The following is a 13,992-nucleotide window of genomic DNA, read 5'->3' as shown; positions in this document are numbered from 1 at the left end:
GTGGCTTTGCCACCATATCCGTACAAAGCCTTTATTTGATATGTGCCTTATTCAAAAGAATTAAATTACATACTAGATAATGATGGCCTTGAAATGTTGGTATCAAATTGCGATGGGTACAGCCCGTTAAAAATCAAATAATCTTTACTCTTTTAAAAGATAGGTGGCCTCAAATATTTATTTTAGATTTGTGGTCTTACAAAGATGAGTTTCCACATGCATAGTGAAAAAATAAACCAGATTAAAGCTGAATTAGCAGCAGCCAAAGCCGATTCTCCAGAAGAATTAGAAGCATTTAGAATGAGGTTTATAAGTAAAAAGAGTGTAATAGGTGCTCTTTTTGCCGAAATGAGGAACATTCCAAATGAACATAAAAAAGCATTTGGCCAGGAAGTCAATGAAGTAAAACAACTTGCTGAAGAAAAATTTCAGGACCTCATTGCTCAATCTGAAAGCGGAAATCAAAAAAAGGCAAGTCTTGATCAGGACCTTACCCTACCTCCTACAGCATGGCCTGTTGGTGGCATACATCCTTTAACTGCAGTCCGTCAACGTATCGTCACCATTTTTGAACGAATTGGTTTCAACCTTTCCGAAGGGCCAGAAATTGAAGACGATTGGCATAACTTTACTGCTTTAAATTTTCCGGAAAACCATCCGGCACGTGAAATGCAGGATACTTTTTTTATAGAGAAGCATCCTGACATTGCCTTAAGAACACATACTTCTTCAGTACAAGTAAGGGTAATGGAAAATGAGGCCCCTCCTATCCGGACCCTTTCTCCAGGTAGGGTTTTTAGAAACGAAGCCATCTCTGCCAGAGCCCATTGTATTTTTCACCAGGTGGAAGGGCTTTACGTAGATGAAAATGTGAGTTTTGCGGATTTGAAACAGACGCTTTTCCATTTTGCCAAGGAGATGTTTGGGAAAGACACCAAAGTAAGGTTTAGGCCTTCCTTTTTCCCCTTTACGGAGCCAAGTGCTGAGATAGATATTTCTTGCCAACTTTGCGGAGGCAAAGGCTGCAACATTTGTAAAGGCAGTGGCTGGGTAGAAATAGGTGGATCAGGAATGGTAGATCCAAATGTCCTTAAAAATTGCGGCATTGATCCTGAAAAATATACTGGATTCGCCTTCGGTATGGGCATTGAACGAATCGCCATGCTAAAATATCAAATCAACGACCTTAGGCTTTTTACAGAAAATGACATAAGGTTCCTTAGTCAATTTAGAGGTTTGTTATAAATAATCCTGACATACTAACTGACTTCGCAATTTTTGCCTGTTTTGCAAATTTGCAAAACAGGCAAATTTTAATATCTTTGATTGATGCACAAAAAACTATCAATTGTTTCCCTCAAGCGGAAATTACAAGGAAAATGGAAAGCTTTTCGTTTCGATTTAAGTGCATCAAATAATCCTGCCTTTATTGGGTTTTACAAATACTTCTACAATCCGAAAGCGGGAAGTTTGAGTGATTTTTTGAGTCTTTATTCTCTTTCCAAAAAAGGTGATTTTACAGTTATTCAGATCGGTGCCAATGATGGCATAACGCATGACCCCATCCATAAATTTATAAAAAGGGACAATTGGAAAGGTGTATTGCTAGAACCCCTTCCCGGTGTATTTCATCAATACCTCAAAAAGATTTATGTTAAGAATAAAGGTATAACAACAATCTGCGCCGCTATAGGTGAAGAGGATGGTACACAAGCCATGTATAAAATTGGTTTTTCTGACATGCGCTGGGCAACTGGCCTCACTTCCTTTTCTAAAGAAAAGGTTTTAAAGGCCTTTGAAGATGGGATAGTAGCTTCTAATTGTTCAAAATTTGGTGTTGATATCCCTGAGGACAAAGAGAAGTGGGTTGCGAATGAAGAAGTTGAGGTAATCTCTCCGAAAAGCCTAATTAAAAAATACGAATTAAATAAAATAGACCTGCTACAAATTGATGCAGAAGGTTACGATTTAGAGGTCATCCGCATTTTTGACATCTCACAAACTAAACCTGAAGCCATAATCTTTGAGAATGTAGGCCTTAATGCTCAGGATTACGATTCATGCCTACTTTTATTGGAAGAAAACCAATATGCTACACGGAAATTCGGCCCCAATACCCTGGCACTTAAAATGCCTATAGACAGTGCTTTTCAAAAATTCTTTGACTAATGAATAAGGCACTGGTGTCCATAGTAATCCCCTGCTACAATCAGGGCAATTATCTTAACGAAACCGTTCAATCCGTTCTAGCCTCTACTTACAGGCCCATTGAGCTAATAATCGTCAATGATGGATCCAAGGACGATTCTTTAAAAATTGCCCATCAACTGCAAGACAAACACCCAGAGATAACAGCATTGGACCAACCTAACAGTGGGGTGGCCAAAGCGCGAAATTCTGGGGTTAAGGCCGCAACAGGTACCTACATTCTACCCTTAGATGGAGACGATCTTATTTCTCCTGAATACATAGAAAAAAGTATAGAAATTCTAGCGCAGCAGCCAAAGGTAAAGGTCGTCTACTGTCAAGCCGTAAAATTCAATTCCAGCATGCAAAAACCCTGGAAACTTAAGGATTTCAGTCGAAATAAGCTGGCCAGAGACAATATGATCTTTGTAGCAGCCCTGTTTAGAAAATCGGATTTTGTTGATGTAGGAGGGTTCTCCGAAGACATGACCATGGGTCGTGAGGATTGGGAATTTTGGATCAAGATGTTGAAAGATGGAGGAGAGGTAATCCAGCTTCCATTTATTGGATTTTATTATAGGCTGACCCAGCAAAGCAAAAGAAAAAAAACAGGAACCAGCCAAAAAAAGAGAGAAAGAATCGCTTATTTGAATGCGCATCATTTGCCTTTCTTTGAAAGGGAGTTAAATGGCCCCCTAAGATTCCAACGTACCTGGTCAAAGCCTTATAATACCTTATTAAAATGGTTGGGTAAGTTATAGTAAAAGACCATACAGCCGAATAAATATCACTACTACTGGAAAAACAAGCATTGCGCTGTTAGCCTTTCCACCATAGCCCCTTAGTCAGACCAAGTTAATTCCTCAGGGTTAATCACTTATAGGAACAGACGAATATTTGGTACTTTTAAAAACACACGAATCATTAAATTGCTATATATGGGTTTGCAATTATGTCATTAGATTTTTTTTGGTTTCAAGGGAAATAATCCTATATTCATAATCATAATATTCTCATTAATATGAAAGAAAAAATCAATTTTAGCCTTCACAGTCTAAGTTTAGTAGTAGTCCTGGGACTTCTTGCCTGGTATTTTGTAAGCACTGGATTAACAACAGCTACCGTATTCACCTACATGATCGTAGTGTTGATAATTGTAGAAATCACCAGCCTAACCTTAATAAGTGGCATATACCCAGAGAGCCACACTTCATTTAAAATTGGGATCATCGCCTCTCTTTTTATACTCTTGGGCATTAAAATCATGATGCCTACCTTTTTTGTCCCGATATCAGTTACCTTAATCTCGGTCAACTTTTTATATAACTTCTACTCCAATAATAAAAGAAGGAAAGGTGCTTTTAGAAGAAGGAAAAAGAAAGCTTCTCGATTTTAAGCGCTACTCTATATACACTATACCGCTTCATGTATAGAATTTGCCTCAAAAGGCAAATTCTTTCATTTCAATCATAGGATAAGCTAAAAGCAATCACTAATAGAAGAAATGGAGGTATACCAATTCGGAATAGCATTGCTTGACAAGCAAACTAGAGATTTTACCCGCCACAAGTGGATCATTCCCTGAGCAAACAAGCGTACCATTGCCCGTTTTTAAAACAAGACCTGTTCATTTTCGACCATTAAAAAATACTTAGCACTCAGACCTACAACTACTTATGAAATTTTTAGTGAAAATTTAAAATAGTATATATTTTAGCCCTCCCACCAAAAACCTACTTTTACTGTTCAGAAAAATAACAAACAGCTGTACAGTTGTTCGGTTATGAGGCACTTTTGTCTCCCTTACCTTCTTTTTAAGGTTGCACCTCTATCCAAAATAATCCCTATAGGTTTTCAAAAATGATTTCTAAAATGATTTGGTATGTACTTGGCAATAACTTCTGCAAATAAAGTCAACGCCAAACATTATCAAATCATGAAAACATTAGCAACATTATTACTCGCAATCGGCTTATCATTTTCAAGCTTCGCACTGGACAAACGCTTGATGGAGGTTTCCTCTATTGAGATTCAAGAACAAAGATTCGCAATAAAATTGAGTGAGGCCATAGGAAAGGTTAGGGTTACTATCTTCAATCCAAAAGGGCACATTATAAACAGGACATTCTTTGAGATAACTTCCCCTCAAAATATCCCTTTTAATTTAAGTGATATACCTGAAGGCCTGTACAAAGTAAAACTTGACACTAAAGACGATTCTCAAACTTTCGATGTTAAAAGTTATCGAAAAGTTGAAACGAAACTGATGGCTTACGCAAAAGCAGTTGATAAAAATACTTTCAATCTAAAAGTACTTGGCGTATCGGACCCAGGTACCATGGTCACCATTTTCAGTAACAACCATAAAGTACTTATGAAAGATGAAATTCAAGAAACTGGTGGGTTTTCAAAAAATTATCACTTAAAACATTTAATATTGGGTCAGGTCTATCTTAAAGTGGAGGATGCCAAAGGGAAAAGCAAGTATTTGTATTTCAATTGATCTATAGTTTAATCCTAAATCAAGCTTACACCCAAAACTCATTATTTATGCTTTCACAAAACCTATTTGACGAATCGGTTTAAAAAGGCCTCCTTGAATTTGGGAGGCCTTTTCAATGTTCCTATTGGTACGCTTCAATAAGCGCTTTAAGCTTTTCTTCACTTATTTGGCCTGTATGGAAATGCCTTTTACCCGTTGAAGTAACAAATAAAGTGGCTGGAATGGCTCCCGACCAATCTTCTTCCAATTTTTGTTTCCAATCCTTTTGTTCTTTTTCGCTAAGCAACCATATTGGAGAACTAAACCCCTTTTTCTCCACAAAGGCTTCCACCCTTTCAGGTCTTCTGTCATCGTCCAAAGACACAAATACCAATTGAGTGCCTTTGGTATCCTCAACGACCGATTCAAAATAAGGCATCTCATGTATGCAAGGCGCGCACCATGTAGCCCAAAAATTGTAGATTCTCAGGTCTTCAGATGGTGTTTCAATTTCGCTCTTGAAGCCCTCAAAATCCAAGGTGATCATGGGATCAGGTTGGATAAAGCCAAGACTCAAGAAGAGAAATAAAAATTTAATTTTTAACATCATATACATTCAATTTTATGCAATTTGCACTATTTATGCAATACCTGATTAATAAAATATACTGATTGAGGTATCCGAGTCACTGACTTGGAAGGTTTCTCTTCAATGATGACACAAACTGTACCTCTCTTTTTAGCTTACGCGACAATCTTTTTGATGGTGGAGACAAATGAAAAAGTCATCACCAAGGCAATGACTATATAACGCAAGCATTTTTCATGGGGTTTTTCGTTAAGGAGTAAAATAACGAAATCCCAGCATACTATCAAAAAAATAAACCCTAAAGGATTTGGTTTAAGTACTACTTGAAATTACTCTTCTTTAAATTTATCAAGAACATATAAAAAAACATTCGAAGAGAGTGTAGATGCTTCTTCCCTTACAGCTGCAATTTTAGGCAAAGCAGTAACGCTATCGCTACGCAAAACTTCTTTAGGTTTTGAGAATTTTGAGTTTATGCCATTTGAATAGCCAATAAAACGATTCTTTTTATCTACTGAATTTTCACCTTGGATTACATCCGCCTTTGCCAGTTCCCCTTTTTGCTGAACAAAATTGGAAACGTTACCGGAATTATCTTGAGAAAAAGTTTTCCCGGATAAAAGACATAAAAACAAAACCCCAAGAAAACATGGAATATTGTATATAATCCGAATATTATTTTGAAAGCTCATGACTTTATTGGTTAAAACAAGAACTAATCCAATTATTAGCGATTAGTTAACCAATTATACATAATTATTTAATCTTTTACAAATTCAAGATCGCTTATCCTAGCGATTATTTACGAGCATTTTATCACAAAATTTTTAATTCCTGCCAAAAAATAATAGCTATGAATATAAGTTATAAATTTGTTTTAACTCCAATTGCTTAACCTATTCAAAAAATGATGCAAGCCATCAATTTCCTTTTATTTGCTTCAAAATTTACAAAGCATTTTACCAACAACTCGGATAAAATTATGCTCTTGAACGTGGTCATCGATTCAAGAAAAATTCAATCCGGAAACGACACCCTATTTGTAGCCCTTGATGGGTCCAGGAATGCGGGTTGGGAGTTTGCTTCAGATGCTTATGAAAAAGGGGTTAGAAATTTTATTCTTCCAGTCAATTCCCCTTCTTCTCTTATAAAAGGTCTGGAGAACAGCAATATTCTTTTATCCCCTTCTCCATTAAAAGACTTGCAGCAATTGGCGCAGCTAAACCGTGAAAATTTTAAAGGCCCCGTAATCGGCATTACCGGCAGCAATGGAAAAACCATCGTGAAAGAATGGCTTGCTCAGGTACTTTCTGCGAAGTATAATTTATGGAAAAACCCTAAAAGCTACAATAGCCAGATAGGTGTTGCCCTATCTGCATTGGGAATTAGCCAACAACACCAAGTTGCCCTACTAGAGGCAGGGATTTCAGCACCTGATGAGATGGACGCTTTGACGCAAATCATCCAACCCCAATTGGGTATTTTCACCAATATCGGAAGTGCCCATGATGAGCATTTTAAAGACACCAAAGCTAAAATTGAAGAAAAATGCGCGCTCTTCCAAGGTGCCAAATTCCTTATCTATAGAAAAGACCAAACTCAGGTAAGTCATTATTTGGAGGAAAATTTTAATCCTTCTGTTCTCATTAGTTGGTCTGATAAGGCAGGAGCAGATTATATCTTGTCCGTAAAACGGCATAACATTGGCTCGAAGATTTATTTGATAGGCAAGGACTTTCAAACGCATACTTTTTTTACTTCCTTCAGGGATCAGGCTTCCCTTGAAAACATCAGGCATGTGATCACCGCGGCTTTAAGCCTGGGGATGAAGCCTGAAATTATTCAGCAAGGACTTAAACTACTTCATGCTGTGGACATGAGGCTCACCCTAAAATCAGGTAGCAAAGGCTGTAAACTCATAGATGACAGCTACAACAATGACCTCGCAGGGCTGGAACTTGCGCTTGAATTCATGAGCCAGCAAATCACGGCAGGTGGTAGAAAGATTCTCATTTTGTCGGAAATGCAACAAGAGGGAGACGATGAAGTGGTTTTCCAAAAGGTTGCTTGGCTTTTGAAGCACTACAACATCGACCTTTTTGTAGGTATAGGAAAGGGCTTTGGTGGCTTTAAAAATTTATTTTCTGGGGACAGTAAATTTTTTGAATCCACAGAAATACTTATAAATAATTTAAATGCTTTAGCGCTCTCAAATGACCTTGTCCTCATCAAAGGGGCAAGAGCCTTTGGTTTTGAAAGTGTTGTTCAAAAATTGGAGGCACTCGCTCATGAAACCATTTTAGAGATTAACCTCAATGCCCTACGCCACAATTTCATCCATTACCGCCAAAAAGTTAAACCTGGGACCAAAATAATGGTCATGGTTAAGGCTTTTGCTTATGGAGGTGGAGCTGCTGAAATCGCAAACTATTTGCAGGAAATTGGCGCTGAATATCTATCCGTAGCCTATACGGATGAGGGGGTTTTCTTAAGGAACAATGGAATCACATTGCCTATAATGGTGATGAATCCGGGAAGTTATCACTTGGAGCTGCTACAGGAACATGCCTTGGAACCTGTGGTATATAACCTGAATCAATTAAAATCATTGTCGAATGCATTGAATAGTAATTCGGGGTTATTGTCTGTTCATTTAGAATTGGACACTGGCATGAGGAGACTTGGGATGTCCGATCGAGAGCTGGATGAGGCCATTTCAATTCTTCAACAGTGCAGCAATTTAAAAGTTGCGGGCATCTTTACGCACTTGGCTGGTGCAGATGAGGCAATACACAAGGATTATACTTTATCACAAATCAGCTCATTCGTAAGCTCAAGTAACAAGATTATTCAGGAGACCGGATGTGAACCGATTAGGCACTGCTTGAATTCGGCAGGGATCATCCGCTATCCTGAGTTTGCCTTTGACATGGTCCGCTTAGGCATTGGCTTGTATGGCATAGAAGTCAATCAGCTCGAACAGGACAAACTCCAACCTGCCATGACCTTAAAAACGGTGGTATCGCAGGTTAGGAGGCTACAAAAAGGAGAAACCGTTGGGTACGGAAGAAAAGGAGAAATGACGGTAGATGGGGAAGTGGCCACTTTGGCCATAGGCTATGCGGACGGTTATGACCGTCGTTTTAGCAATGGCCAGGCATTGATTTTAATAAAGGGTCAATTGGTACCTATTATTGGCAATGTCTGCATGGACATGTGCATGGCAGATGTTACCGGGCTCAATGTATGCGAGGGGGACGAAGTCATACTCTTTGGCTCCAATCCCTCAATTGTGGACCTGGCAGCAAACATAGGAACAATTCCATATGAATTGCTAACAGGAATAGGACCAAGGGTCAAACGCCAATATATACTGGATTGAGGCTAAAGGCAAAATCAAGATAAACCCACCTTTATGTGAATAATATTTTGTTTATTTGTCATTTATTTTGAAGGTGCTTTATCCTATATTTAATGACCCATATCTCATTGAAATCACCCTTTCTGTTTTTTCTAGCGCTATTTAGCTTTTCTTGTGAAAATGCGCTCGAAGAAGAAATCATGATATATAACAACGATTTCTCCACAGCAGATCTTAATTTCATAGAAAACGGTAGACTATTCGAATTCAATGGAGACACTGTTTTAGGCTTTTACAATGATGAGGAAGTAGTTTTGAACCTGGGGTCTTTACCTGATCACAATGCCATCAAGGTCACCATAGACCTTCTGCTTCATGACAGTTGGGATGGCAATCCTGAAAATGTTGGAGGCCCAGATTTCTGGTATTTAGAATTGGATGGTGAATCCGTTCTCAACACAACATTTTCAAATTCGCCTTGCGAATCCACATTCTGCCTCTACCAGTCTTATCCAGCGAACTACCCTAGGTTTAACGACCCAAAAACCGAAGCTTTGAGCACTGATCTTCCAGGTAGGTGCCAACATAAAAACAGTAATGGCTGGACGAGCCTCTACAGAATCACCAAAATCATCAACCATAAACAAAATCAACTTTCCATCATTTTAGGAGATGATCTTAAACAAGAAAACACGCCTGAACCGATTTGTGATGAAAGTTGGTCTGTATCAAGCATCCAGGTTAGCACCTTGACAATAAATTGAACCCGGCATGAACAAGAAGCACCCTTTCTATCTACAGATTGTCTTTTGGGCATGTTTTATATGTTTGACTTCACAAACAAACACCCTTGCGCAAAGTACAGGGTTGAATTATCCCATTTATGACGATTATATGCGCAGGCAACAACTCCTCGGTAACCTACCGGAGGAGTCTAGCTTCATGATTCGTCCCCTTTACCCTACCGAGGCTTTTAATAAGAGTGATCCATTCCATTTTGAAGAGAATAATGAAGATTCAGCTTTAGCCAAGCCAGGCTTCCAAAATTTCGAAAAACTGAATTTTAAGGCCCTTCCGCCAATGATAAAAAGCAGGTACAATAGTGACCTCCCTTTTGGCATAAATGATGGGCAGATGATCCCCAACAAAGGACTTCAATTAAATGCCAGTGTGGGTATATATTTCGAATATGGACCATTGACTCTTCAGCTTCAACCCGAAATTTTGCATGCTGCCAATCAAGATTTCGTAGGCTTTCCTTTGGATCACTGGGGAAGCACTTGGTTACAGTACTTCGAATGGATCAATACCTCAGACATTCCAGAGCGATTTGATCGCGGTGCGATTACCCAGCTGTCCTTGGGCCAATCCAGTATTCGTTTCAACTATAAAGAATACTCCATCGGTATTTCTAACGAAAACTTATGGTGGGGCCCTGGTAGAAAAGCCTCATTGCTGATGAGTAATAACGCCCCAGGCTTTTTACATTTTACCTTAAATACCCGAAGACCTGTTCTAACAGATATTGGTAGCTTTGAGGGGCAAATAATAGCAGGCCAACTTAGGTCTTCAAAAGTAGATCCTGTCAACTCCGATTATATCTATACCAATACACCTCTCTATGTAACAAAAAGACCCGATGAAGACTGGCGTTACCTATCAGGATTAGTCCTTAGTTACCAACCTAAATGGGTTCCTGGCTTATTTTTGGGATTCAGCAGTGTGTCCCAAATGTACCATTCAGACTTGAGTCAATTTGCTGATTATCTTCCCGTGTTAAATGGAGAGAAGGGCCCTGAAAGCATAAGCAAGCCTAATGTAGACAAAAGGAATCAACTAAGTTCAGGATATTTCCGGTGGATAAATACCAATGGTCATTTTGAATTCTATGGCGAATATGGCAGCAATGGCAATAGCCGAACATTCAATGATTTTTTAATTAATCCAGACAAAAACAGGGCTTTCATCCTTGGTTTTACAAACTTAACGCCACTGAAGAACAAAGATGAATTTATACAAATGGGAATGGAAATCACCCAAACTGGACAAACTGTTCGGGAGGTGATACTTGAAAGAAACAGCTGGTATACGCATCCTCATGTAAGACATGGATATACGCACAGGGGACAAGTTTTAGGTTTTGGTTACGGACCAGGTAGCAATGCCCTTACCATTGATATGGCCTGGGTCAAAAACTTTAACCGCCTAGGTTTTGAGTTCGAATACATCAATCACAATAACGATTTCTATTACAAACGCTTTGAAGCAATCAAAGACCTGCGTCGAAAGTATGTAGACCTAGCACCTTCACTCCTTGGAGAATGGCGTTTCGATAACCTTCTGTTGTCAGCCAACTTTAAATACGTCACCTCCTTAAATTATAAATGGTACCTGGAAAACGATCCTAACGACTATTTTATCCCGGGGCTGGACAAGAGCACTTTTGTTGGAAATATTGGGATTACCTATCTACTGAAGTAAATTAACCTTTTAAATGATTTAAAGGCTTAAGCTTCTGGTTGCCATAATTGGGGACTCAAGCAGTAATAAATTTAGAAAGCTTAAAGAATTTCTAATAATACCATTAGTTTAGTTGATTTAGAACAGCTGGCAAAGTCATCCCCTTCAAATTTAATTTATCCAATCACTCAATCGTAGCATCAATTTCTAAAAGCACATTTAATATAAGCTCACTGGCTTGTAAATAAAATGTCTGTTGGATGTTATCGAAGGTATCTGTAGGCTTGTGATAATCGGCATGATCTGCCACGCCGAAATAAATGAATGGAATTTCTTTTTTGTGAAAAGGCCCATGGTCAGAGGCATTGGTCCAATCAAGTTCTCCTTTTCCTCCATCATTCCCTAAAACCAGTTCCACAGGAGACCGTTTGCCCGCTTTCTCCAGGTAGTGTTTGAATTGGGGGTAAAAGGTAGTGCCTACAGCATAAAGGGTATTCTCTTCACTTCGACTTATCATGTCCATATTGACTACCAAATTGATCTGCTTTAAAGGAAAGGGGAAGTCTTGAAGCAAGGCTTTGGCTCCTAGTAGACCTAATTCCTCAGCGTCAGTTACAGCAAAGAGAATGGAATGCAAGGGTTTGTTTTCCATAAAATAAGCCGCCAGATTCAATAAAGTAGCCGTTCCTGAAGCATTGTCATCTGCCCCATTGTAGATTTTATTGTCCTTCTCACCCAAATGGTCATAATGCGCCATTAGCAAAATGATTTTTGAAGAAGATGTTCCAGGAATAAATCCAATGATATTTCTTCCTTCTGTTTCTTCACTTATAGTGAAATTTTGAATGTAATCAGGGTATTGACTGCTTATCTCTAAATCTTCAAATCTGCTGATAATATAATTAGCAGCCAACTCGTTGCCTTGAGTGGCTGTAGCTCTCCCAGCTAATTTGTCTGAAGAAAGATACTGTACATCCTCCAACAAGGTCTGTTTATCTATCTTTTGAGACCATGTTAAGGATGGTAAACAACAAAAAAGTAATAAAATTAAGTAGGTAATCGTTTTCATAACGAAAGATTTTACAATGGCTTGTGTATATTCGTGAAAATACTAAACTTTCAGATGTGGATTTGACTTTGTTTATGAAATATATTTCTTTGACAGGGCTGATGTGTTTTTTTTCTCTGGTAAACATTGCCCAAACAACACCTGTAGATCAATTTTTAGACGGAAAGTCTGTGGTTCTTGTTTCAGCAGCCACCTCACCCCTTCCTCCTGTAAATTGGCAAGATCTGGCTGAAGAAATTCATCCTGCCTTGGTCGCTGCTGGAGGAGATCCCGTTGCCTACTTCGACCTGGAAGAAGTGATTTTAACAGATGCGATAAAAAATGCCTACGCAAGCCATTTTTCTACACGGCAGATTAAAAACATTGTTTTACTGATCAGAAAAGAGGATGGCCGTCTGTTTTGTCATATTTTCCCTTTCTCAGGCAATGGTAATATTATCTCTCCCGGCAATAATTGGTCCACTCAAGCAAGTGACAAGGGCGAATTTAAGGAACAGATCCAAGCTATAGGATTAAACAAAAGAAGTGAAAATTTCTTGGTAATAGAAGTACCTGAATACCCTTCTATTCCGGGATTGGAGAATAACTCGGTAAATAGCGGGTACATACAAGCTGCTCCTTTAAATCTGGACGTTTTCAAGCTAGGAATTCTACTCACGGGTGCTGCTGGCAATGAGAGCTATCTGAATACATTCCGGCAAGACATCTATGGTAAGGAGCAAAATCAGGTAATGGAAGAGCAACGTGCTCAAAGAGAAGGTATAGAACAAATATTTAAAGCTGAGTATCCTTTTCAAACTGAATTCCTGACAACTTCTAAGTCAAACCAGGAACTTATCAGCGAAAAGGTCCAGTTTATACTCATGAAGCAGGAAGGGCGGGAAGCTGACCTGATGAGAAGTATGGGTGTGCCATTGGAACAAGGTAAAAATCCAGACGCAATTGTGGTTAAATATTACATCCGGTTTCTGGTAAGGAATGAATTGTACATCGGAGAAAAATGGGATGCCTCACCTGATTGGCGATTAGCGCTTAAAGATTTTTTAGATCAAATCACCCCATGAAAATCCAGGCAAAGTATCATTCAAATTTCCCATATTAAAATCTTGACCTATGGTGAATTAAAAAAGGTAGATCCAAAGGACCTACCTCCACACTTAGAAATAGCAGATTTTATTTGGGTGATAAACAACTTTTCTACTTCTCTAATGCAATATTACTTATCTATTGAACCCATTACTCTTTTCAGAAAAGCATTCATGGCCTCTTTTTTATCCATTCCCTCTTCTTTGATCATTTTCTGAACTTCTAAGGTTCCGTATAAATTGGAAAGCAATTCGCCCATCACATCCAATTCCTCATCCTTCAAACTGCTTATCTCCGTCATTGACTCAAGAAGTTCTATGGTTTCTACTACCCAGTCCTCATCGTTCTCCTCTATGAAACCCAGTACATGTTTAATTATTGGCAACCTCATCTATCAGTATTTTTAAAGCCTCTTCCTTATTTGTTTGTATTTGATTTATAAGTGATCCACCATTAAAAACCGCGAAAGTTGGTAAATTGTTAACCTCAGCTAGTTTTCTGGACTCTGGAAGTTTCTCTGCATCAACGTACAAAAAAGTGATCCCTTCATAATCCTTACTCAATCTTTTCATTTTAGGCTTCATAATCCTACAGTTGCCACACCAGGTAGCACCATATTGAACCACTACTTTTTCGTTGTCCTTAATGACTTGTCCTAAATTGTCTGATTCTAATTCTTGTAGCATATAACTTTTGGTTTATTTGAAGCTCAAAGGTAATTACTATAATTAAATATATCCAATCGAAAATATCTATGA

General features: G+C 38.5%; 14 protein-coding genes. 9 read left to right on the top strand and 5 right to left on the bottom strand.

Annotation, left to right across the window (positions count from 1 at the left end):
* The first annotated feature begins 216 nt into the window (after nt 1-216).
* The 5 genes from AAC073_RS19945 to AAC073_RS19925 all read left to right on the top strand — a co-directional run bounded on the left by AAC073_RS19945 (nt 217) and on the right by AAC073_RS19925 (nt 4,690).
* A complete protein-coding gene (locus tag AAC073_RS19945) occupies nt 217-1,245 on the top strand; it encodes a phenylalanine--tRNA ligase subunit alpha (RefSeq protein ID WP_339925569.1) in 1,029 nt (342 codons plus the stop codon).
* Nucleotides 1,246-1,329: 84 nt separating this feature from the next.
* Nucleotides 1,330-2,169: an FkbM family methyltransferase gene (locus AAC073_RS19940; RefSeq protein WP_339925568.1), complete on the top strand. Its 840-nt coding sequence runs from the start codon at nt 1,330-1,332 to the stop codon at nt 2,167-2,169.
* Nucleotides 2,169-2,948: a glycosyltransferase family A protein gene (locus AAC073_RS19935; RefSeq protein ID WP_339925567.1), complete on the top strand. Its 780-nt coding sequence runs from the start codon at nt 2,169-2,171 to the stop codon at nt 2,946-2,948. The genes AAC073_RS19940 and AAC073_RS19935 overlap by 1 nt, the downstream gene beginning before the upstream one ends.
* A 260-nt stretch (nt 2,949-3,208) precedes the next feature.
* Nucleotides 3,209-3,583, top strand: a complete 375-nt coding sequence (locus tag AAC073_RS19930; RefSeq protein ID WP_339925566.1) for a hypothetical protein — start codon at nt 3,209-3,211, stop codon at nt 3,581-3,583.
* Nucleotides 3,584-4,123: 540 nt separating this feature from the next.
* Complete coding sequence (locus AAC073_RS19925) at nt 4,124-4,690, top strand: DUF3244 domain-containing protein (protein WP_339925565.1); 567 nt, start codon at nt 4,124-4,126, stop codon at nt 4,688-4,690.
* Nucleotides 4,691-4,811: 121 nt separating this feature from the next.
* Here the strand turns inward: AAC073_RS19925 and AAC073_RS19920 are convergent, their stop codons facing one another.
* Both AAC073_RS19920 and AAC073_RS19915 read right to left on the bottom strand, forming a co-directional pair.
* Nucleotides 4,812-5,279 (bottom strand): TlpA disulfide reductase family protein, encoded by a 468-nt coding sequence (locus tag AAC073_RS19920; RefSeq protein WP_339925564.1) that lies wholly within the window; start codon nt 5,277-5,279, stop codon nt 4,812-4,814.
* Between the two features lie 308 nt (nt 5,280-5,587).
* Nucleotides 5,588-5,950: a hypothetical protein gene (locus AAC073_RS19915; RefSeq protein ID WP_339925563.1), complete on the bottom strand. Its 363-nt coding sequence runs from the start codon at nt 5,948-5,950 to the stop codon at nt 5,588-5,590.
* Nucleotides 5,951-6,165: 215 nt separating this feature from the next.
* On the opposite strand from AAC073_RS19915, the gene AAC073_RS19910 reads away from it, so the two are divergent.
* From AAC073_RS19910 to AAC073_RS19900, 3 genes are all read left to right on the top strand, one after another.
* On the top strand, nt 6,166-8,640 hold the full coding sequence (locus tag AAC073_RS19910; protein ID WP_339925562.1) for a bifunctional UDP-N-acetylmuramoyl-tripeptide:D-alanyl-D-alanine ligase/alanine racemase: 2,475 nt from the start codon (nt 6,166-6,168) through the stop codon (nt 8,638-8,640).
* Between the two features lie 92 nt (nt 8,641-8,732).
* Complete coding sequence (locus AAC073_RS19905; RefSeq protein ID WP_339925561.1) at nt 8,733-9,383, top strand: hypothetical protein; 651 nt, start codon at nt 8,733-8,735, stop codon at nt 9,381-9,383.
* 7 nt (nt 9,384-9,390) lie between these two features.
* Complete coding sequence (locus AAC073_RS19900; protein WP_339925560.1) at nt 9,391-11,100, top strand: capsule assembly Wzi family protein; 1,710 nt, start codon at nt 9,391-9,393, stop codon at nt 11,098-11,100.
* Between the two features lie 163 nt (nt 11,101-11,263).
* Here AAC073_RS19900 and AAC073_RS19895 read toward each other — a convergent pair whose 3' ends face one another.
* Nucleotides 11,264-12,148: a M28 family peptidase gene (locus AAC073_RS19895; protein ID WP_339925559.1), complete on the bottom strand. Its 885-nt coding sequence runs from the start codon at nt 12,146-12,148 to the stop codon at nt 11,264-11,266.
* Nucleotides 12,149-12,222: 74 nt separating this feature from the next.
* Here AAC073_RS19895 and AAC073_RS19890 point away from each other — a divergent pair, with 74 nt between their 5' ends.
* Nucleotides 12,223-13,212: an NTPase gene (locus tag AAC073_RS19890; protein WP_339925558.1), complete on the top strand. Its 990-nt coding sequence runs from the start codon at nt 12,223-12,225 to the stop codon at nt 13,210-13,212.
* Between the two features lie 152 nt (nt 13,213-13,364).
* On the opposite strand, the gene AAC073_RS19885 is transcribed toward AAC073_RS19890, so the two are convergent.
* Together AAC073_RS19885 and AAC073_RS19880 are read right to left on the bottom strand one after the other, a co-directional pair.
* The gene (locus AAC073_RS19885; RefSeq protein WP_339925557.1) at nt 13,365-13,625 is read right to left on the bottom strand and encodes a hypothetical protein; all 261 of its coding nucleotides are present in this window, start codon (nt 13,623-13,625) and stop codon (nt 13,365-13,367) included.
* Nucleotides 13,606-13,920, bottom strand: a complete 315-nt coding sequence (locus AAC073_RS19880) for a thioredoxin family protein (protein ID WP_339925556.1) — start codon at nt 13,918-13,920, stop codon at nt 13,606-13,608. The genes AAC073_RS19885 and AAC073_RS19880 overlap by 20 nt, the downstream gene beginning before the upstream one ends.
* Nucleotides 13,921-13,992: the final 72 nt, after the last annotated feature.

The organism is uncultured Cyclobacterium sp. (assembly GCF_963977555.1).
GTDB lineage: Bacteria > Bacteroidota > Bacteroidia > Cytophagales > Cyclobacteriaceae > Cyclobacterium.
This window is presented reverse-complemented; position numbering and strand designations above follow the sequence as displayed.